The 21,083-nt window shown below is 38.7% G+C and carries 17 protein-coding genes; 8 read left to right on the top strand and 9 right to left on the bottom strand.

The window, feature by feature from the left end:
• Nucleotides 1–8: 8 nt before the first annotated feature.
• The 3 genes from ACWITO_RS02825 to trmD form a co-directional block, all read right to left on the bottom strand.
• On the bottom strand, nt 9–278 hold the full coding sequence (locus ACWITO_RS02825) for a hypothetical protein (RefSeq protein ID WP_448528493.1): 270 nt from the start codon (nt 276–278) through the stop codon (nt 9–11).
• 26 nt (nt 279–304) lie between these two features.
• The gene (locus ACWITO_RS02820; RefSeq protein ID WP_448528492.1) at nt 305–1,366 is read right to left on the bottom strand and encodes a hypothetical protein; all 1,062 of its coding nucleotides are present in this window, start codon (nt 1,364–1,366) and stop codon (nt 305–307) included.
• A gap of 62 nt (nt 1,367–1,428) precedes the next feature.
• Complete coding sequence (trmD, locus tag ACWITO_RS02815) at nt 1,429–2,118, bottom strand: tRNA (guanosine(37)-N1)-methyltransferase TrmD (protein WP_448528491.1); 690 nt, start codon at nt 2,116–2,118, stop codon at nt 1,429–1,431.
• Between the two features lie 157 nt (nt 2,119–2,275).
• Between trmD and ACWITO_RS02810 the strand changes: the two genes are divergently transcribed.
• A complete protein-coding gene (locus ACWITO_RS02810) occupies nt 2,276–4,465 on the top strand; it encodes a glutamine synthetase III family protein (RefSeq protein WP_448528490.1) in 2,190 nt (729 codons plus the stop codon).
• A gap of 43 nt (nt 4,466–4,508) precedes the next feature.
• Here ACWITO_RS02810 and ACWITO_RS02805 read toward each other — a convergent pair whose 3' ends face one another.
• The 6 genes from ACWITO_RS02805 to ACWITO_RS02780 form a co-directional block, all read right to left on the bottom strand.
• Nucleotides 4,509–5,648: a cystathionine gamma-synthase gene (locus ACWITO_RS02805; RefSeq protein WP_448528489.1), complete on the bottom strand. Its 1,140-nt coding sequence runs from the start codon at nt 5,646–5,648 to the stop codon at nt 4,509–4,511.
• A 272-nt stretch (nt 5,649–5,920) separates the two neighbouring features.
• Nucleotides 5,921–6,313, bottom strand: coding sequence for a hypothetical protein (locus ACWITO_RS02800; protein ID WP_448528488.1), 393 nt, complete (start codon nt 6,311–6,313; stop codon nt 5,921–5,923).
• 94 nt (nt 6,314–6,407) lie between these two features.
• Nucleotides 6,408–7,397, bottom strand: a complete 990-nt coding sequence (locus ACWITO_RS02795; RefSeq protein WP_448528487.1) for an aspartate-semialdehyde dehydrogenase — start codon at nt 7,395–7,397, stop codon at nt 6,408–6,410.
• 36 nt (nt 7,398–7,433) lie between these two features.
• The gene (locus ACWITO_RS02790; protein ID WP_448528486.1) at nt 7,434–8,261 is read right to left on the bottom strand and encodes an HpyAIV family type II restriction enzyme; all 828 of its coding nucleotides are present in this window, start codon (nt 8,259–8,261) and stop codon (nt 7,434–7,436) included.
• A gap of 16 nt (nt 8,262–8,277) precedes the next feature.
• The gene (locus ACWITO_RS02785; RefSeq protein ID WP_448528485.1) at nt 8,278–9,426 is read right to left on the bottom strand and encodes a DNA methyltransferase; all 1,149 of its coding nucleotides are present in this window, start codon (nt 9,424–9,426) and stop codon (nt 8,278–8,280) included.
• A 31-nt stretch (nt 9,427–9,457) separates the two neighbouring features.
• A complete protein-coding gene (locus ACWITO_RS02780) occupies nt 9,458–10,120 on the bottom strand; it encodes a heme exporter protein CcmB (protein WP_448528514.1) in 663 nt (220 codons plus the stop codon).
• Nucleotides 10,121–10,181: 61 nt separating this feature from the next.
• On the opposite strand from ACWITO_RS02780, the gene ACWITO_RS02775 reads away from it, so the two are divergent.
• From ACWITO_RS02775 to ACWITO_RS02745, 7 genes are all read left to right on the top strand, one after another.
• A complete protein-coding gene (locus tag ACWITO_RS02775; RefSeq protein ID WP_448528484.1) occupies nt 10,182–10,823 on the top strand; it encodes a hypothetical protein in 642 nt (213 codons plus the stop codon).
• A 29-nt stretch (nt 10,824–10,852) separates the two neighbouring features.
• Nucleotides 10,853–11,605, top strand: a complete 753-nt coding sequence (locus ACWITO_RS02770; protein ID WP_448528483.1) for a DUF4197 domain-containing protein — start codon at nt 10,853–10,855, stop codon at nt 11,603–11,605.
• Between the two features lie 65 nt (nt 11,606–11,670).
• Entirely contained in the window at nt 11,671–12,285 is a 615-nt protein-coding gene (locus ACWITO_RS02765) for a DUF2179 domain-containing protein (RefSeq protein ID WP_448528482.1), read from the top strand.
• Between the two features lie 228 nt (nt 12,286–12,513).
• Nucleotides 12,514–15,474: a tail fiber domain-containing protein gene (locus ACWITO_RS02760; RefSeq protein WP_448528481.1), complete on the top strand. Its 2,961-nt coding sequence runs from the start codon at nt 12,514–12,516 to the stop codon at nt 15,472–15,474.
• A 167-nt stretch (nt 15,475–15,641) separates the two neighbouring features.
• Nucleotides 15,642–17,123: a T9SS type A sorting domain-containing protein gene (locus tag ACWITO_RS02755; RefSeq protein WP_448528480.1), complete on the top strand. Its 1,482-nt coding sequence runs from the start codon at nt 15,642–15,644 to the stop codon at nt 17,121–17,123.
• Between the two features lie 400 nt (nt 17,124–17,523).
• Complete coding sequence (locus ACWITO_RS02750) at nt 17,524–19,890, top strand: tail fiber domain-containing protein (RefSeq protein ID WP_448528479.1); 2,367 nt, start codon at nt 17,524–17,526, stop codon at nt 19,888–19,890.
• A 55-nt stretch (nt 19,891–19,945) separates the two neighbouring features.
• The gene (locus tag ACWITO_RS02745; RefSeq protein WP_448528478.1) at nt 19,946–21,079 is read left to right on the top strand and encodes an efflux RND transporter periplasmic adaptor subunit; all 1,134 of its coding nucleotides are present in this window, start codon (nt 19,946–19,948) and stop codon (nt 21,077–21,079) included.
• Nucleotides 21,080–21,083 lie beyond the last annotated feature (4 nt).

Raw genomic sequence — 21,083 nt, 5'->3', positions numbered from 1 at the left:
TGTGCTTTTCAAAAACTTCTATCAACCCCAAAGATTGTTTCACTTTCTGTAATATTTATACCTTTCTGTAAAGCATTTTGTATCATTGTAAGCATTTTTTGTTCTAATTGTTCAGCCTTTTGACGTTCTTGTTCAGCAAGAAGTTTTTGAGCCTCTTTTTCAAGTTGTAATTTCTGCTTTTGCTCCTCAATGCTTGCTACTTTTTTCTCTAACTCGTTGATTTCTTTTTTGTATTCATTTATTTCGTTGAAATAGTTTAAAGAATTGAGAATTTGCATAGTTTGAAATTTCCTGCAATTAGACTTTATTTGATTAGGTTATTTTTTCGTAAAAATTCCTCATTGATATTGAGCTTTTCTTGAATAGTTTGCAAAGGGATACCCATTTCTATCATTAGGCGAATAGTTTGCACTTTTTCTTGTTCCAGTTTTTCAGCTTTTATACGTTCCTGTTCAGCCTTTTGACGTTCTTGCTCAGCAAGAAGTTTTTGAGCCTCTTTTTCAAGTTGTAATTTCTGCTTTTCCTCTTCAATGCTTGCTACTTTTTTCTCTAGCTCGTTAATTTCCTCTTCGTATTCGTTCATTTCAGTCAGATAATCATCTTCGGCAATCATTTTGTTACGTAAGGTTTTTTCTTGTGCCGCCGCTTGCAATCTTCGTATAATCGGACGATATTTTTCAGGAAAATCCTCTTCTTTTACATTCAAGATATGAAAATCCTCGCTTCGGTTGTTTTGGTCAAAGATACTCAAAATTTTTTCTAAATCGCTCTGATAGCGTTCTTTTAGGTATGGGATATTTACAACAATTCCTTTATGAAATAAAGCAGGAATAAAATGCCCTTTTTCGCCAATAATTTCGCCGTTTCGTTTGTCTTTTACGCAGTTATCAATTTCAATGACAGGCACACCTGCGTATTCTTCCAATCCATAACCCAAAAAGAAAATCGCATAAATGGGCAAGCCTGCCTTGTATCGTCTGCCTGTATTGCGAGAAGTTACCCAATAAAAATACTCTTTTTTAGCATACTGACTGCCCAAATAGGTTCTAAATCGTATCATATCGCTGGTGAGCTTGCTTTTCTGCACCTCAATAATAATGATTTTTTCCTCTCCTGTTTCGGTGCGAATTTTAGCAGAAAAATCTATGCGATAGACGGTAAGTCCTGAGGTGAGTTGTATGCTGGGGTTTTCTTGCTGACGCTTTCGGGCTTCCTCAAAGTCAAAATCAGCAAGAAATTCTTGTGGCAAAAAGATAAGTTCCAAGATTTCTTGCCCAATGAGAGCCGAAAGCAAAAGTTTGGCAACTTTGTTGTCCTCCATTAAATACTTGAACACAACATCATACAGCGGATTGAGAATTTGCATAGCCAAACTTAGATTTTATCCAAAAGTAAAGAAAAATTTGAAAAGTGAAAAGAAAGTTCTTTTCAATCTTGCCAAAAATTTTTGAGCAAATCGGGACGTTTCTGGCGGGTACGCTCCAAAGATTGCTCCCAACGCCACTCTTCTATGGCTTTGTGATTACCCGAAAGCAAAATTTCTGGCACTTTCCATCCCTTATATTCTTCGGGGCGTGTATAAACAGGCGGAGCGAGCAAATTATCCTGAAAAGAATCGGTAAGAGCAGAAGTTTCATCGGAAAGTACCCCTGGAATAAGACGAATAACAGCATCAGCTACTACTGCCGCCGCCAGTTCCCCTCCTGAAAGCACATAATCACCAATACTAATCTCACGTGTAATAAAATGCTCTCGCACACGCTCATCAACCCCCTTGTAATGACCGCAGAGCAAAATCAAATTGTTTTTCAAAGAAAGTTCATTGGCAGTTTTTTGAGTAAAACGCTCTCCGTCTGGTGTCAGATAAATAACTTCATCATAGCTTCTTTGGGATTTTAGCAAAGAAATACATTTATCAATAGGCTCTATCATCATCACCATTCCCGCACCTCCACCAAAAGGATAATCATCTACTTGCTTATAGCCTCCAAATCCATAATCGTGCAAATTATGCACAACAATTTCCACCAAACCCTTTTCAATTGCCCTTTTAAGTATGCTATGAGAAAAAGGACTTTCTAAAAGCGAAGGAACTACACTGATAATATCTATACGCATATTTTTTCTTTTTCATTTTTCAAAATTAACAAGCATTTTTCAATTTCCAAAAAGTAAATTTTGAAAAATTTAGGTAAAAAAAATAGCCTTATTTTTGTAAAAAATATATTTTTTTCTGATTTTTGCCTCAAAATTAAACCTTAAATTCAAAAATAATATGTCAATTTTAAGATTTGAGGCTATAAAACAAGCCCAAGACCGTCCATTTGTGAAAGTTACACCACCCTCTGAAAAAATTTCAGAGTATTTTGGTTGTAATGTATTCAACGACGAGGCTATGAAGCAGTATTTGAGTGCCGATACCTATAAAAAACTCAAATCTGCGATTGCCAAAGGTGAACCTATCAGTTTGGAACTCGCCGATGATGTAGCAACGGGTATGAAAAACTGGGCTGTGAGTAAAGGAGTTACCCATTATACCCACTGGTTTCAGCCGCTTACAGGTAGCACTGCCGAAAAACACGATGCTTTTTTTGATTTAGAGAAAGAGGGAAAAGCCATTGAAAAGTTCAAAGGTTCGGCACTTGCCCAACAAGAACCCGATGCTTCCTCTTTTCCAAGTGGTGGTATTCGTTCTACCTTTGAAGCTCGCGGCTATACAGCTTGGGACGCTACCTCACCCGCCTTTATTATGGAAGATAACGGCACGAAAACCCTCTGTATTCCTACGGTATTTGTTTCTTACACAGGTGAGGCATTGGACTACAAAATGCCTTTGCTCAAAGCCTTGCACGCCATAGACAAAGCCGCTACCGCCGTAGCTCAATATTTTGAAAGTGATGTGAGCAGTGTTATTGCTACTCTCGGACCCGAACAAGAGTATTTTTTGGTAGATAAGGCAATGTATTATACCCGTCCCGATTTGGTTTCGACAGGTAGAACGCTTTTCGGACATACTCCCGCCAAAGGACAACAACTGGAAGACCATTATTTTGGCTCTATTCCTTCACGAGTACGTGCCTTTATGGTTGATTTTGAGATTGAATGTTTGAAATTGGGTATTCCTATTCGCACTCGGCACAACGAAGTAGCTCCTGCCCAATTTGAGTGTGCTTGCACTTTTGAGGAAGCCAATTTAGCCATTGACCATAACCTTCTGCTGATGGACGTAATGGAAAAAGTCGCCGACCGCCACGACTTGAAGGTACTATTTCACGAAAAACCATTTGCAGGTATCAATGGCAGTGGAAAACACAACAACTGGTCTTTGCAAACCAATACAGGTATCAATTTGCTCGCTCCCAGCACCAAAGCCAAAGAGAATTTGCGTTTTCTCACTTTTTTTGTCAATGTCATAAAAGCTGTACACGACAATGCCGATTTGTTGCGAGCCAGCATTATGTCGGCAGGAAACGAACACCGCTTGGGTGCTAACGAGGCTCCTCCTGCCATTATTTCTGTATTTATTGGCAAGCAGATGAACGAAATTTTAGAGGAATTGGAGAAAAAAGCTACTATCAAAGTGAGCAAAGGAGAAAATATCTATATGAAAACAGGTATCAACAAAATTCCTCCTGTACTTTTGGATAATACCGACCGCAATCGTACTTCGCCTTTTGCTTTCACGGGCAATAAATTTGAATTCAGAGCCGTAGGAGCTTCGGCTAATTGTGCCTCTAATATGATTGTACTCAATACCATTGTGGCTCATCAGTTACAAATTTTCAAAGAAGAAGTAGATAAACGTATCGCCAAAGGCGAAAAGAAAGAAGCCGCTATCATCAATGTACTCAAAAACTACATCAAAGAAAGCAAAAAAGTGATTTTTGAAGGTGATGGCTATTCGGAAGAGTGGAAAAAAGAAGCCAAAAAACGTGGTCTTACGAATATTACTTCTTGTGTTGAGGCATTAGAGGCTTTTGTAAGTAAGAAAACTATTGAAATTTTTGAAAAACATCAGGTGCTTTCACACCGAGAATTAGAGGCTCGCTATGAAATTTTATTAGAAAATTACATCAAAAAAATTCAGATAGAGTCGCGTATGATGGGCGAACTGGTTATCAATCATATTATTCCTACGGCTATTTCGTACCAAAACAAACTCGTAGAATATGTACGTAGCTTAAAAGCTTTGGGAATTGAAGATGCCTTGGTAGAAAACACAATGGTTGTGATTAAAAAAATTGCAGGCTACGTAAATGATTTGCAAAAAAATGTCAAGGCTATGATTGATACCCGCAAAGTAGCCAATAACTCCGCTGATACTCGCAAGCGTGCTGAAATTTATAGCAAAGAGGTAAAGGGATTTTTTGAGCCTATTCGCTACGCCGTAGATAAATTAGAACTTACCATAAGCGATGAAATGTGGCCTCTTGCCAAGTATCGTGAAATTTTAATGATACGCTAAAAGAAAAAAACTAACTGCCCAAAGATTTTGGGCAGTTGTTTTCTTATCCAATCGCTTGTTTCAAATCGTCTATCAAGTCTTCTACATCTTCTACACCCACACTCAAACGAATAAGCGTGTCTTTGAGCCCTGCTTTTTCGCGTTGTTCTTTGGGAATACTTGCGTGAGTCATTGTGGCAGGGTGTGTGCAAAGCGACTCCACTCCACCCAGCGACTCGGCTAATGTGAAAACCTTGAAACTGCTCATTACACGTTTTGCCTCTTCCAAATCATCTCCTTTCAAGATAAAAGACACCATGCCTCCAAAATCACGCATTTGGCGTTTGGCTACTTCGTGATTGGGGTGGTCAGGAAAGCCACACCAAAAAACTTTTTCCACTTTGGGGTGAGAACGAAGCCAATGAGCAATTTTTGCACCATTTTCACAATGGCGTTGCATACGCAAGTGTAAGGTTTTTATGCCACGAAGCATCAAGAAACAATCCATAGGTGCAGGTACAGCTCCTACGGCATTCTGCAAAAATCCAAATTCCTGAGCTAAATCCTCTCGATTGGTGATGAGTACCCCCATTACCACGTCTGAGTGTCCGCCTAAATATTTGGTAGCCGAGTGCATCACCACATCTGCACCCAAATCCAAAGGATTTTGCAAATAAGGTGAAGCAAAAGTATTATCTACGGCAAGCGTAATGTTATGCTTTTTAGAAATTTTTGCAATAGCTTCAATATCAATAATATTCATCAAAGGATTGGTAGGCGTTTCAATCCAGATGAGTTTGGTTTGAGGGGTGATATGGCTTTCAATGCTTTGAGCATCTTGCATTGGTATAAACTTGAATTTCAAGCCAAAATGCTGAATTACTCTCACGAAAAGTCTATAAGTACCACCATAGAGGTCATCTGTTACAAGCACTTCGTCGCCGGGGCGAAAGGTACGCAGCAGCGTATCGGTAGCGGCAAGCCCACTTCCAAATACAAAAGCAAATTTGCCATTTTCAAGGGCGGCAAGATTGTTTTGCAAGGCAGTACGCGTAGGGTTGTGTGTACGAGAATATTCATAACCTTTATGCTTACCCGGTGCTTCTTGGGCATAGGTAGAAGTCTGAAAAATGGGCGTCATTACAGCTCCTGTATGTGGTTCGGGCTCAACGCCTGCGTGAATGGCTTTGGTAGCAAATTTCATACAATAAATGTTTTCGGCAAAGCTACAAAAAAGTTTTGTAATTGTTTAGGTCTAATTTGTAGTATGGAAACAGGAAACAAAACAAGAAGCAGGAAAAAGGATTTGGAATAATGGATATTGAGACGGAATAAAAATTTTAATTCAAACGCTTAAACATTTAAACTTTCTGAACATAAATAATTACAAAGTTTTGGCAAGAAAATAAACCTTTGCCACTTAAAAAGCGGCAAAGGTTTCAAAAAACAATTAGTATTTATGAAAAACAGTCTTTTTTATCTGCCTCTAATCATACGAGGAGCAGTTGCTTCAAAATCATCTCCACCACGACCGCGTCTTTGTTTTTTTCTTTCGTACATAGCTCTTTGCTGAGGTGTAAGAATAGCTACGATACGAGTTTCACGCTCTTGGTTAAGATTTTTTCTTTGCTCACGGGCTTGCTCTTTTGTAATAGCACCAGATTGTACTTGGTTTTGCACTTGTATCATTCTTTGAGCTACATCTAAATTGATTGCATACACTTGGCTTTTTTGTTCAGGGCTAAAATTAGCGTACTTGTGCATACGCTCTGTGATAGCAGTAGCACGTTGCTCCGCATTTGCTTGCGATTGAGCATTAGCTACACCCAAAAAAAGCACCAAAGTAAAGAGTAAAAATATTTTCTTCATAATCTATGGGGTTAAGGTTGTACCATAATAAGAGTTTCAAGGCACTATATTACGAATTTTTTGGCAAAAAAAAGAATTTTTACAAAAATATTTTTCAAAGCAGTGCTTTTTCCAATAAATATTCGGCGATTTGTACGGCATTAGTTGCGGCACCTTTTCGTAAATTATCTGCCACAATCCACAAATTAAGCGTATTTTCTTGCGATTCATCTCGGCGAATTCTACCTACAAAGACTTCATCTCTGCCTTTGGTAAGCATAGGCATAGGATAACGATTATTTTTTACATCATCTACTACCACCACACCAGGAGCTTTACTCAAAATTTCTCGCACCTCGTCAAGGGTAAAATCTTTATGAAAACTCACATTTACCGCCTCCGAGTGTCCGCCTATTACAGGCACACGCACCGTGGTCGCTGTTACGCCAATTTTGTCTGTACCTAAAATTTTCTTAGTTTCATTGACCATTTTCATTTCCTCTTTGGTATAACCATTTTCCAAAAACACATCAATATGAGGCAGTACATTGAGGTCTATGGGGTGCGGATATACTTTTTTAGTTTCAATACCTGCTCTTTCGCCAAAAAGTTGGTCAACTGCCGCCTTCCCTGTTCCTGTAACCGACTGGTACGTAGCAACTACAATACGCTTTATTTCGTACTGCAAATGCAAAGGAAACAAAGCCACTACCATCTGGATAGTAGAGCAATTAGGATTGGCAATAATTTTATCTTCTTTGCTAAGCAAATGGGCATTCACTTCGGGGACAATCAGCTTTTTATCTTTATCCATTCGCCAAGCCGAAGAGTTATCTATCACGGTAGTACCTACCTCAGCAAATTTAGGGGCATATTGCAAAGAAGTAGAACCACCTGCCGAAAAAATAGCCAAATTTGGTTTTCGGCTGATAGCCTCTTCAATACTCATTACAGCATATTTTCTGCCCTCAAATTCAATTTCCTTACCTACGGATTTCTCCGAAGCCACCAAGTACAACTCACTAAACGGAAAACGCCGTTCCGATAAAACTTTCAAAATTTCGCTACCGACCAAGCCCGTAGCACCTACAATAGCTAGTTTCATAAAATTATTATTTTGCGGGTATGAAGAAGGGTACAATTAGCCAATTTTGAGCATTAGCATTTCTGCCAAAGTTTGATAAATATGCTTTTCTTCTTTTTGGAAATGCTGTAGCAACAATCTTAAAGTTCTTTTTTCGGGAAATAGCGTTAGTAAAATCTCCTCAAAAACCTGTTTATTAGAGAAAAGTTTTCTAAATACACCTGGTTCCATATTTTTAATTTCCTCAAAAGTTTGCTCCGCCTCTAAATCAAAGTTAATTTCTGGAATTTCAGGAATATTCTTTCGCCATATCTCCAAATAATTGACAATCTCCATCCAAACGTATGGAACTTGCAAGTATTCAAACAATTCTTTTCCATAAAGTATTTGAAGTTCTACTTTGTAGTCATTCTGCATTTTTTTCAACTGCTCCTGATAATAATTGTGATTTTTAGTTAAAGCAAAATCCACGAAATAAAAAATACCGATTAAATTTTGTTCACTATACATTTTGAGCATAGCATTTAACTTTTTTTCAAAATTTTCTATTTGTCCTCTTTTTTTAGTGGAGTCGTGGTCATCTCTAACCTTTTGCTCAATAAAATAAATTTTGTCTCTATACCTGAAACACAGGTCTATCTTTAAATCTTCTCCATTGTTCATTTGAAAGTGTTTGGGTAAAATTTCACACCCCAAAATTAACAAATACTCTTCTACAATCTTTTCCAGTGCATCACCAAAACGTATTTCGTGAGATTGTAAAAGGTTTTGCATTATTTTAGCTTTGGGTTTGGTAGGGCGAAACAAGCCAACATATCTATGAGGATATTGAGCTACTTTTTCAAGTAAAACTACTTTTGACCTCTCAAAAATATTTTCGTTCAATATTTGTTGAAATTTACTATAATCCATTAGCTTCATAATCAAATAAATCTTGTGTTTGAAAAAGGGTGGGCTGATGTAAATCTGTATTATAGTATTTTTTTTCGTACAAATACCTAAAATCATCTATGCTTACAAGGGTGTTATTCCGTTTGACATACCAAAACGCCCAACCATTATTGCTTTCTTTACCTAAAATTGTCGCACTAATTTTATGAATAGAACCTACTAAGCCCTGATGCTCCAAAGAGCCATCAGCAAGCACCGTAGCTTGGTAGACCTGATTTTTAGAATACAAAGTTTCACCTATTTTTACTAAGCCTTTTTCAATTAAATTCCCAAAAGGAACTTTCGGCTTACGTTTTTCTATTTTATATTCCAAAAGCGGGTTTTCCAAAGGAACAATTTTATGCAATCGTTCATTAGCCACTTGTATGTAAAACTCTTCTCTTTCAAAACCTAAAAATTTTCTACCTAAACGTTTGGCAACCGCCGCTGTAGTACCACTACCCGAAAAAGGGTCTAAAACTATATCATTAACATTAGAAGTAGATATAATTACCCGATAAAGCAATTCCTCTGGCTTTTGCGTAGAATGGGCTTTTTTGCCATTCACCTTTATTCTTTCCTCTCCTTGACAAATCGGAATATGCCAATCACTACGCATTTGCAAATCATCGTTCAAAACTTTCATAGAATGATAGTGGAATGTATAATTTGAGTTTTCTGATTTAGTTGCCCAAATAAGTGTTTCGTGAGCATTATTGAAACGTGTGCCTTTGAAATTGGGCATTGGATTGCTTTTTATCCAAACAATATCATTCAAAAGCCAAAATCCAAGATTTTGCATAATAGCACCTATTCTGAAAATATTATGATAAGTTCCTATTACCCAAATACTTCCTGTATTTTTCAGCACCCTTCTACATTCAGAAAGCCATTGCAGACAAAATTCATCATAACTCTGAAAAGAATCAAATTTATCCCATTCATCATTTACCGCATCTACTTTGGTCTGATTAGGGCGAAAAAGTTCTCCATTCAGTTGCAAATTATAGGGAGGGTCGGCAAATATTAAATCCACTGAGTTATCAGGCAATTTTTTCAGCAATTCCACACAATCGCCCTGCACAATAGAATTTATTTGAAAAGTTCCAACTCTTTCCATTTTTCCCAAATTTTAACAAAAATACAAAATTCTAACTCCTCCACAAAAAACCAAAAAGCAAATAAGAAACGCTTACCACAATCACATTGATACACAGAAGCACAAAAATTTCTTCGGTACTACTGCTTCGGGCAAGTCCGTCCATTGCGTTCTTGGATACTTTGATAAGCAAAAGCAACATTGGCAAAATCACGGGAAAGCCCAAAATTGCCATAAGTACAGCGTTATTATTAGCTTTGGACGCTATAGCAGAAATCATTGTCAGTGTAGAAGCAAAACCCAAAGCCCCCAAGATAAGGTTCAACAAGAAAAAGGGAAAATCTTGGACAGGATTGCCCATAAACAAAATGTAACCACCCAAACCCACCAAACTTATCAGAAGCATCAAAAGTGCATTGTAGGTAATTTTTGCCAAAATCAGCAAGTAAGGGTTGAGTGTCATATAATAATAGAAGAGCCTACCTGCCTTTTCTTGCATAAAACCTTTGGCTATTGCATTGAAAGAGGAAAAAAGCAGAATAAGCCAGAAAAGTGTGTTCCAAGTAATTGGCTCTACTTTTTGCGTTTCCAAGTTAAAACTCAAATACACTATCAGAATAGCACTGCTCACGTATAAAAGCAAGCTATTGAGAGCATATTTCTGTCGCCACTCTAAAAGAAATTCCTTACGAATGAGTTGTAAAAATTGAGCTATCAAGGCTTAAAATTTTTTGAAACGCAAATTTGTAAAAAAACCTTCAAAAAAGCTATTTCTTTTGAAGTTTTGGCTAAATTTGCAAGAAAACAAGAAAATGGCTTTGCGTTGTACTATCAAAGTAAGTAGCATTACCAACCTTTCTGATGCTCGTTATGCGGCAGGAATGGGCGTAGAAATGTTAGGTTTCAGCGTACAAGAGCATCAAGAGAGTTACATTTCTGCCGAAACTTATCAGGAAATTACTTCTTGGATTTCAGGTGCGGACTTTGTTTTGGAAATAGCCCAATGCTCCTTACAAGAGCTACAAAGTATTTTAGAAAAATATCCTTGCAATGCCCTTGAAATTGAAGACGAACACTTACTCGCTATGCTTATTGAGAACGCAGAATTCAGCGAAAATTTACCTGTAAAACTGCTTTGGAAAGTAAAAAACAAAGAACTTTTCAGCCAAAATGCAGAATTGTGGCGTAAATGGATACATTATTTTGTTTTTTCAAAAACAGATATAAATTTTTGCCAAGAATTTGCAGAAAAATATCCTATTTTATTGGAAGGTGATTTTTCCGCTGTTGAAGTAGAAAAAATTTTATCAGAAACTTCTTTCAAAGGCTTTTCGCTCAAAGGTTCAGCAGAAATAGCCCCCGGACTCAAAGATTTTGACCACTTGGCAGAAGTTTTAGAAATATTAGAAACTGAGTAATTGTTTTGAAAACCTTAAATTTTGCACAAATGAAAAAGTTCTTGTTTATTTTTGTGGCAAGTCTTATCCTAAATGCTTGTAGCACTTTGCAAGGTGTAGTGAGCAACTTGCCTACTAATCAGCCACTTACAGAGGGAGAAATAGCTAATGGCTTGAAAGAAGCCCTTACGCAAGGCATCAGCAATGGTGTAAATGAGCTAATCAAAACTGACGGCTATTTTGGCAATCAAGCCATTAAGATACTTTTGCCCCCCGAAGCCCAAAAAGTGCAAGATTTAATCGTTAAACATATTCCACAAGGGCAAAAACTCATAGATGAAGCCGTCTTGAAAATGAATCGTGCCGCCGAAGACGCCGCTAACGAAGCCAAACCTATTTTTGTAGATGCCATTACGTCTATGACTATCATAGATGCCAAAAATATACTTTTTGGCAATGAAACCGCCGCAACCAACTATTTGCGTGAAAAAACTTTTCAAAAACTTGTGCAAGCATATAGCCCTAAAATCAACAATGCTTTGAGCAAAGTAGGTGCTACGCAGGCTTGGGCGGCACTTGTCAATCCGTACAACAAGCTCGCCAATAGCAATGCAGGTGCCCTTTTGGGAGTTCGTGAGCCTATCAACGCCGATTTGGGGGCTTACACCACCCAAAAAGCTCTTGACGGACTCTTTTGGCGTATTGCCCAAGAAGAGAGCAAAATTCGCCAAAATCCTATTGCTCGCACTACTGCCCTTTTGCAGAGAGTTTTTGGAGAATTGGATAAAAACAAAGGTCGTTAGAAATACACTCTCCAAGCCTAAAAACTCAAACGCAAGCCTTTAATGTTTTGAAATTTATACCTACTATGCAAGCGTTTTTTGAGAATCTTGGCGTTTCGGAAAGCCTTTTTCAATGGCTTATTTTACCGCTGATTGTCTTTTTGGCTCGCATCACTGATGTTTCTATTGGTACCATTCGGATACTGCTGATGATGAATGGCAGAAAGTATCTTGCTACCTTTTTAGGCTTTTGCGAGTCGCTGATTTGGCTTACGGTGATAGCAAGCATTTTCAAATATGTAAAAACACCTTTTGCTTACATTGCCTATGCAGGCGGCTATGCGACAGGCACTTTTATCGGAATGACATTGGAAAATCGTTTGGCAGTAGGAAAGGTAATTGTTCGTTTTATTACCCGCCAAGATGCCACTGCCCTGCTCAATCATTTACGAGGCACTCGTTTTGGCTTTACGAGCCTGCAAGCCGAAGGACATAAAGGCAATGTAAATCTCATTTTTTCAGTAATTGAACGCAAAGACCTTAAAGAACTTGTAGAAATTGTTCGTAGCTATCACCCCAAAGCCTTTTACAGCGTAGAAGCCACCAAATATGCCTCCGAGCCGCCCAACGAAGAAACTGATGTCCCCTCTAAAAAATGGTTCTTATGGGGGTTTGGGAAAGATTTTTTTAAGAAAGTGTAAGTTTTATTCACTATAAAAAAACCTTTTCACCCTTTCGCTGATATTGGCTAAGGTTTTGTAATCTCTTGAAATGAATTTCTCTCTCTACATTTCATTATAGCCACACACATTTTATTGGCATTATTCTACATTTCAACTCCTTTTTTGGGGCTTTCGCTCATCTATTTTTGCCCCTGCTACTGATTTCCTTTTTCTTTACATCAAGTTTTTACACTAAAATCTTCTCTTATGAGAACACTTTATTTATCCATCGTCTTGGTTTGTTGTTGGAAACAAACATTGGCTCAAGGAGTAGGTATCAATAATGATGCCTCTGCCCCCGACAATTCGGCAATGCTTGATGTAAAATCTACTGAAAAAGGATTGCTGATACCCCGAATGACACTCGCCCAGCGAGGAGCCATTGCTACCCCCGCCAATGGATTGCTCATTTACCAAATTGATGGTAGCACCGGTTTTTGGTATTATGATTTGCCAAGTAGCACTTGGAGAAAATTGACAAATGGCAACGAAGGCTGGTTACTTACAGGCAATGCAGGTACAATCGATGGCACACATTTTTTGGGTACTACGGATAATGTACCCTTGAATTTTCAGGTTAATAACCAAAAAGCAGGGCGTATAGATAGTAACGGACCCACCTTCTTGGGGTATCAGGCAGGAAATTCAAATACAGCCACAAATAACACGGGGATAGGCTTTGAAGCCCTTTATTCCAACACAACAGGTAATTGGAATACCGCCAATGGACACAGGTCTCTTTATTCCAATACAACAGGCATTGAAAATACCACCAATGGATTCCATACTCTTTATTCCAACACAACAGGTAACTATAATACCGCCATTGGCTCTGGTAGCCTTTACTTAAATACTACTGCAAGTCGAAATATAGCCATCGGAAGAAACGCTTTATTCTCACAATCTTACAACAATGGTGGTACAGCTTGGAACAGTGATAATGTTGCAATAGGTTTTGAAGCGTTGTATTCGAATCAACCAACAGTTACAACCAATGGTATTGCTAATACAGCAATAGGGAATTTTACACTTCGTTTTAACACTACGGGAAATTATAACACCGCAACTGGTGTAAATGCTCTTTATTCTAACACAACGGGTAGTAACAACACCGCTAATGGTTTGCAGACTCTTTATTCTAACACAACGGGTAGTAGCAACACCGCTAATGGAGTTAATGCTCTTTATTCTAACACTACTGCTTCAAGAAATATAGCAATTGGATATAATGCTTTGTTTACCCAGTCTTTTAACAATGGTGGTACAGCTTGGAACTCTCATAACGTAGCCATTGGTTATCAAGCCTTGTATTTCAATCAGCCAACAGCTACAACCAATGGCATTAACAATACAGCGATAGGGAATTTTGCACTTTTTTCCAACACAACAGGAAGCTATAACACTGCTAATGGTAGGAATGCTCTTTATTCTAACACTACTGGAGATTTTAACACCACTAGTGGATTTCAGGCACTTTTTTCTAACACAACAGGGAGCTATAACACCGCTAATGGTTTGCAGGCTCTTTATTCCAACACAACGGGGAGTAATAACACCGCTAATGGTACAAATGCTCTTTTGTATAACACTACGGCTTCAAGAAATGTTGCAATAGGTAATAATGCTTTGTTTAGTCAATCTTTTAATAATGGTGGCGTAGCTTGGACTAGTGATAATGTAGCCATAGGTTTTGAAGCCTTGTATTCGAATCAACCAACAGCTACGAACAATGGTATTGCTAATACAGCAATAGGAAATTTTGCACTTCGTTTTAATACTACGGGGAATTATAACACCGCTACTGGTTTGCAGGCTCTTTATGCTAACACCACAGGGTATAATAATACAGCCAATGGTTTTCAAGCCCTTTATTCCAACACAACAGGTTTTGATAACACCGCAAATGGAGTAAATGCTCTTTACTATAATACAACTGGTTCTGTTAATACCGCCACCGGTCGTGATGCTCTTTTTTCCAACACCACGGGGAATAATAATACTGCCAGTGGTTATCAAGCCTTGTATTCCAACACAACAGGCACTCAGAATACCGCTAGTGGCGTTAATGCCCTTTATTCCAATACAACGGGTAATAATAATACCGCCAATGGTCGCTCTGCTCTTAATTCCAATACGACGGGTTCTGATAATACGGCTAATGGTCGTGCAGCCCTTTTTACCAACACAACAGGCACTCAGAATACCGCTAGTGGTGTTAATGCTCTTTATTTCAATACAACAGGGAATCAAAATTCCGCCAATGGTTTTCAAGCTCTTCATTCCAACACAACAGGCACTCAGAATACCGCTAGTGGCGTTAATACCCTTTTTTCTAATACAACGGGGAATCAGAATACTGCCATTGGGCGTTCTGCCCTGAACTCCAACACAACTGGTAACCAAAATACTGCTAGTGGCGTTAATGCTCTTTTTTTTAATCAAGGGGGAACAAATAATGTAGCCCTCGGTTACTATGCAGGATATGGAGCTACTAATGTAGATTTTAACCAATGTACTTTTGTTGGAGGTAATTCTTATCCTACCGTAAATCGTACCAATGTTTCAATGCTTGGCTATGGTATTGCCAATGCTCAAAATACAGGCGATAATCAGGTATTATTAGGCAATACAGCTATTACACAAATCCGAGCCCAAGTAACAGGCATTACGGCATACTCCGACCAACGTTTCAAAACCAACATTACTGATGATGTAAAGGGCTTAGATTTTATTTTGAAACTTCGCCCCGTAAGCTACAGCGAAAACCCCGAAGTTTTGCACCAAATCTGGGGCACGCCTGATAGTCTTTTGAAAAAAATTGACCATAAGCAAATCCAACATACTCGCTTTGTAGGTCTGCTTGCCCAAGAAGTAGAAGAAGCTATGAAAGCCAGTGGCTACACCCATTTTACAGGTATAGATATTCCCAAAAACGAAAAAGAAGTGTATAGCCTGCGGTATGTAGATTTTATGATGCCCATGATAAAAGCTATCCAAGAACAACAAAAACTCATCGAAAACCAAAAACAAAGAATAGAAGCCTTAGAAGCGGAAAATAACTCTTTAAAAACGCAAAAAGCAGAAATAGAAAAGATGAAGGCAGAAATAGAAGCTATCAAGGCACAACTACTATTGGATAAACCCCAAGAAGCAAGAGCGAAAAGATAAGAATGGATAAGGAGGTTCATTGAGCGTGGTTCGGCTCCGCTCACCAACCAGAAGCCTAAATGAACCTTTTTTTTAGTTGAGGTAGCCGAGCGGAGCCGAAGCGAACACATTTTTATAGATTTTAGCAAATTTCAGACAATCTCTTCGTCACTCAAAATATTTCAGATATGAAATTTTCATTTTTTCTACTTTTTTCTCTGTTTTTGTGTCAAATGTTATTTGCCCAAGTGGTTTTCACTTCTGGTACAACTACGCAAATAAGTACAGGTACAAATTTGATAGTAAATGGCTTGCATCTTCAAAATAATGCAGGTAGTACGCTTAACCACAATGGAACGATAAATTTGGTAGGCAATGCAGTGGGTAGGGATTTAGTAAATAATGGCGTTTTTAATGGCAATTCGGGTACGCTGCGAATGATTGGAAGCACAGAGCAACAAATACAGGGTATCCAAGTGGTGAATGTGGGCACTTTTGAGGTGAATAATGGAGCAGGCAACGGTGTGAGTGTCTTGAATACGGGTTCATTGCGTATTCATAGTGAATTATTACTCACGAATGGTCGTCTATTCACCGCCGAAGCAAGTCCGATACGTTTTGCGACAACGGCACTCAATCCTACGGAAACGAATGCCAATCATATCAGAGGGACAGCGATTATGGAAGGGCGAGCGGTGAATGCGACCGCCTTTGCTACATTTCTTCATTTTACGATGGCATCTGGGGGCGATGTAGGGACATTGGAACTTACTCGTCGTTCGGGCGATGGCTCAGCCAGTAGTAGAGGCTTTGTGCCTTCACAAGGTTTTGTGAATATTGGGACATCGGAAAGTATCGATGCCCATTGGCAAGTAGATATCAGCAACACAGGAGCAGGTAGTAGGGACATCAGCATTTCGTGGCTCTCGGATTGGGACAATGGGAAAAATCTGATGCAGATGCAGTTCTGGCGGACGGAAAGTCCCTTTACAATCGCCAATCCTTGGATTTTGGTAAATGGAGGTTTATTGGATTTATCTGCACGGAGCCATACCGAGAGTAATCTAACACTATCTACCCTACGGAATGCTTTTACGGTATCGGATTTAGCGAATCCATTGCCGGTGAGCTTACTTAGCTTTGAGGTGAAATTAAGAGAAGGTAAAGATGTAGAAGCTACTTGGCGAAGCCAAAATGAGCAAAATTTGGTTTATTATGAGTTGCAGCGAAGTTTTGATAATCAAAATTTTGAAACAATCCATACCGAAAAGGCGAAAAACCTTGCCAACAATGTGTATCAGTACAGCGATATGAATGCAAAAGGTTTGGGCAGAAATATTTTATATTATCGTTTGGTAGGAGTAGAGGCAGGTGGAGTAAGGCGAGCCACCCCCGCCCAATCGGTGCAGTTTGATAAGGCGTTTTATGTGGGCGTTTATCCGAATCCATTTCGGGAGGAGTTGTGGGTGAAGTTATACAATCCGAGTGAAAAAAGTGTTCAGATAGAGTTATTGGATAATTTGGGTAGAACGCTGGTATTGAAAACTTTGGAAGGGGAGCGTATAGAATGGAATTTATCGGAGCATATTAAGCCACTTGCGGCAGGGGCGTATATTCTAAAAATTTCGCAAGCAAGAGCCGTAGAGTTTGTGAAAATAGTGAAGCAGTAAAATTAACCAAAAAAATAAACCTCTATCAGAGCGTAAAGCTCTGATAGATAGCTTGGGAATACATTGCTAAAAATCACCACCTTGCATTTTTCCTGCCTTCTGTATATTTTTTGTTTTATAGCATAGAAATCCCAAATATACCTCCGATAAAAAAGTGTAAGTTTTTATCACTATACAATACTCTTTTCAGCCTTTCTCTGATATTTACTAAGGTTTTGTAATTTTTTGAAATGAGTATCACTCTCTACTAACTTCCCTAAATTTCATTATAGCCACACACATTTTATTGGCATTATTCTACACTTCAACTTCTTTTTTTGGGCTTTCGCTCATCTATTTTTGTTCCTGCTACTGATTTCCTTTTTCTTTACATCAAGTTTTTACACTAAAATCTTCTCTTATGAGAACACTTTATTTGTCCATCGTCTTGGTTTGTTGTTGGAAACAAACCTTAGCTCAGGGAGTAGGTATCAATAATGATGCCTCTGCACCCGATAACTCGGCAATGCTTGATGTAAAATCTACTGAAAAAGGATTGCTGATACCCCGAATGACGCTCGCCCAGCGAGGAGCCATTGCTGCCCCCGCCAATGGCTTACTCATCTACCAAACTGATGGCAGCACCGGTTTCTGGTATTATGATTTACCAAACACTACTTGGAGAAAATTGACAAATGGCAACGAAGGTTGGTTACTTACTGGTAACGCAGGTACAATTGATGGCACTCATTTTTTGGGTACTACGGATAATGTACCCTTGAATTTTCAGGTTAATAACCAAAAAGCGGGGCGTATAGATAATAACGGACCCACCTTCTTGGGCTATCAGGCAGGAAATTTAAATATAGCCACAAATAACACGGGGATAGGTTTTCAAGCCCTGTACTCCAACACAACGGGGAATAACAATACCGCTATTGGCTATGGTAACCTTTATTCCAATACTACTGCAAGTCGAAATATAGCCATCGGAAGAAACGCTTTATTCACACAATCTTTCAACAATGGTGGCACAGCATGGAATAGCAACAATGTTGCTGTAGGCTATGAAGCACTTTATAGTAACCAACCTACTGCAACGACCAATGGTATTCAAAACACCGCCATAGGAAATTTTGCATTACGCTCTAACATAACGGGTATTTTCAATTCTGCCAATGGCTTTCAAACTCTGTATTCCAACACAACGGGTGAGCAGAATACCGCTAATGGCGTTAATGCCCTTTTTTCTAATACAACAGGGAATTATAATACCGCTAATGGCGTTAATGCCCTTTTTTCCAATACAACGGGTCAAAGGAATGTCGCCGTTGGCGTTCAAGCCCTTTATTCCAATACAACGGGGAATAACAATACCGCTTACGGAGTTAATGCCCTTTTTTCCAACACAACAGGTAATCAGAATACCGCTAATGGCATTCAAGCCCTTTACTCTAATACGACGGGGTCTGACAATACTGCTAATGGAACAAATGCCCTTTATTCTAACACAACGGGTCAAAGGAATGTCGCTATTGGTCGTTCTGCCCTTGAGACCAACACGACGGGGTCTGACAATACCGCTAATGGCTATGCTGCTCTTTATGAAAACACAACAGGTCAAAGGAATGTCGCTATTGGTCGTTCTACCCTTGAGACCAACACGACGGGCTCTGAAAACACCGCCAATGGCTATGCTGCCCTTTATTCCAACACAACGGGTTATCAGAATACCGCTAATGGTGTTCAAGCTCTTTATTCCAACACAACAGGTAATAGTAATACCGCTAATGGCGTTCAAGCTCTTTATTCCAACACAACAGGTGATTTCAATATCGCTAATGGCGTTAATGCCCTTTATTCCAACACAACGGGTAATAATAATACCGCTAATGGCGTTAATGCCCTTTTTTTCAACACAACGGGTTCTAGCAATATCGCCAATGGCGTTAGTGCCCTTTACTCCAACACAACGGGTGTTCGAAATATCGCCAGTGGGAGGGGAGCTATTTATTATAATACGACGGGTAATTACAATACTGCTAGTGGTTATCAAGCCCTTTTTTTCAATATAACGGGTTCAAGTAACGTATCTATCGGATACTTGGCAGGATATGGAGCTGCTAACGTAGATTTTAATCAATGTACTTTTGTTGGAGGTAATTCTTATCCTACCGTAAATCGTACCAACGTTTCAATGCTTGGCTATGGTATTGCCAATGCTCAAAATACAGCAAACAATCAAATATTATTAGGCAATACGGCTATTACACAAATCCGAGCACAAGTAACAGGCATTACGGCATACTCCGACCAGCGTTTCAAAACTAACATTGCTGATGATGTAAAAGGTTTGGACTTCATTTTGAAACTTCGCCCCGTGAGCTACAACGAAAACCCCGAAGTTTTACACCAAATCTGGGGCACGCCTGATAGCCTTCTAAAAAACATAGACCATAAGCAAATCCAAAATACTCGCTTCGTTGGTCTGCTTGCCCAAGAAGTAGAGGAAGCAATGAAAGCCAGTGGATACACCCATTTTACAGGTATAGATATTCCCAAAAATGAAAAAGAAGTGTATAGCCTACGTTATGTAGATTTTATGATGCCAATCATTAAAGCTATCCAAGAACAACAAAAACTCATTGAAAACCAAAAGCAAGAAATAACTATGCTTAAAGCTAAATATGAGGGTTTAGAAGCAAAACTTACTGAAATGGAAAAAATGAAAGCTGAAATTGAAATAATCAAAGGAAAAACCTTAGTTGATGCAAAAAATCAAAGATAATTAGAAAGAAAAATTTTTGAAAACCAATTTCATTCAAACTTAAATGCAGAAAAATATGAAAAAGCAGAAAAAAAATCACTGGAAATGGCTTTGGCTACTATTACCCGTAGGTTTGGTGATAGTGGTTTCGCTCAAAACGAAAAATAAAAAAGAAGACTTTTTTATTGCCGAACACAAAGAAATGACCGAAGCAGTGTATGCCTCTGGGATTATTCTACCCAAAGAAGAATACAGAGTTTTTGCAATGGCTGACGGAACTTTGAGCAAAATAATGGTAAGCGAAGGCGATAGCGTACAAAGTGGGCAAGTTTTGTTTCATATCAACAACCAGCAACAGCAAATCAGGCTCAATAATGCCCAAGAAGCCTACCAAATTGCTCAAAAAAATTATGACTACACCCACTCGCCTGTACTCAAAGAGTTGGAAACAGCTATTCGGGTCGCTCAAACGCAAATGCAAAACGATTCGGTGAATTATGTTCGTTTCAAAAACCTCTGGCAAGAAAATGCTACCTCCAAAGTAGAATACGACAAATACACGCTCATTTACGAAAATTCAAAAAATAATTTTCTCCTGCAAAAGGCTCGTTACGAAAAAGCCAAGAACGATTTGTTGCTCAATTTGCAAAATACCCAAAGCCAAGTACAGCTCAATGCCGAAATCAATCGCGATTATGTAGCCAAAAGCCTTTTTGCAGGCAAAGTGTATGAAATTTACAAAGAAGAAGGCGAAGCAGTCCGTAAAGGGGAAATAATTGCTCTTTTAGGCTCACATCAGCAGTTTTATTTGCAAATGAGCATAGACGAAACCGATATTGATAAAATCAAAATTGGGCAAGAAGTGCTTGTAAAAGTAGATATGCACAAAGACAAAATATTTAAGGCGAAAGTAAGTAAAATTTACCCTCGCCTCAACAGACAAAATCAGTCTTTCAGAGTAGATGCCGAATTGGATAAAGAACAAGTTTTGGAAGGATTTTCAGGGCTTACGGCAGAAGCCAATATCATTATCCAAAACAAAGCAAAGGCTTTGGTTATTCCGAAAGCCTATTTGCTTGAAAAAGATAGCCTTTGGGTTGAAAAGGACGGCGAAAAGAAAAAAATCGCCATAAAAAAAGGCATAGAAAATTTTGAATGGGTAGAAATTACCCAAGGTTTGGAAAATAATACGAAAGTCTTAAAGCCCTAAAACA

It is taken from the genome of Raineya sp. (assembly GCF_053497555.1).
This window is presented reverse-complemented; position numbering and strand designations above follow the sequence as displayed.

Excerpts from the sequence above, each read along its gene's own strand:
- ACWITO_RS02825 (WP_448528493.1), bottom strand. The coding sequence starts at position 278 with ATGCAAATTCTCAATTCTTTAAACTATTTCAACGAAATAAATGAATAC.
- ACWITO_RS02820 (WP_448528492.1), bottom strand. The coding sequence starts at position 1,366 with ATGCAAATTCTCAATCCGCTGTATGATGTTGTGTTCAAGTATTTAATG.
- trmD (WP_448528491.1), bottom strand. The coding sequence starts at position 2,118 with ATGCGTATAGATATTATCAGTGTAGTTCCTTCGCTTTTAGAAAGTCCT.
- ACWITO_RS02810 (WP_448528490.1), top strand. The coding sequence starts at position 2,276 with ATGTCAATTTTAAGATTTGAGGCTATAAAACAAGCCCAAGACCGTCCA.
- ACWITO_RS02805 (WP_448528489.1), bottom strand. The coding sequence starts at position 5,648 with ATGAAATTTGCTACCAAAGCCATTCACGCAGGCGTTGAGCCCGAACCA.
- ACWITO_RS02800 (WP_448528488.1), bottom strand. The coding sequence starts at position 6,313 with ATGAAGAAAATATTTTTACTCTTTACTTTGGTGCTTTTTTTGGGTGTA.
- ACWITO_RS02795 (WP_448528487.1), bottom strand. The coding sequence starts at position 7,397 with ATGAAACTAGCTATTGTAGGTGCTACGGGCTTGGTCGGTAGCGAAATT.
- ACWITO_RS02785 (WP_448528485.1), bottom strand. The coding sequence starts at position 9,426 with ATGGAAAGAGTTGGAACTTTTCAAATAAATTCTATTGTGCAGGGCGAT.
- ACWITO_RS02770 (WP_448528483.1), top strand. The coding sequence starts at position 10,853 with ATGAAAAAGTTCTTGTTTATTTTTGTGGCAAGTCTTATCCTAAATGCT.
- ACWITO_RS02765 (WP_448528482.1), top strand. The coding sequence starts at position 11,671 with ATGCAAGCGTTTTTTGAGAATCTTGGCGTTTCGGAAAGCCTTTTTCAA.
- ACWITO_RS02760 (WP_448528481.1), top strand. The coding sequence starts at position 12,514 with ATGAGAACACTTTATTTATCCATCGTCTTGGTTTGTTGTTGGAAACAA.
- ACWITO_RS02755 (WP_448528480.1), top strand. The coding sequence starts at position 15,642 with ATGAAATTTTCATTTTTTCTACTTTTTTCTCTGTTTTTGTGTCAAATG.
- ACWITO_RS02750 (WP_448528479.1), top strand. The coding sequence starts at position 17,524 with ATGAGAACACTTTATTTGTCCATCGTCTTGGTTTGTTGTTGGAAACAA.
- ACWITO_RS02745 (WP_448528478.1), top strand. The coding sequence starts at position 19,946 with ATGAAAAAGCAGAAAAAAAATCACTGGAAATGGCTTTGGCTACTATTA.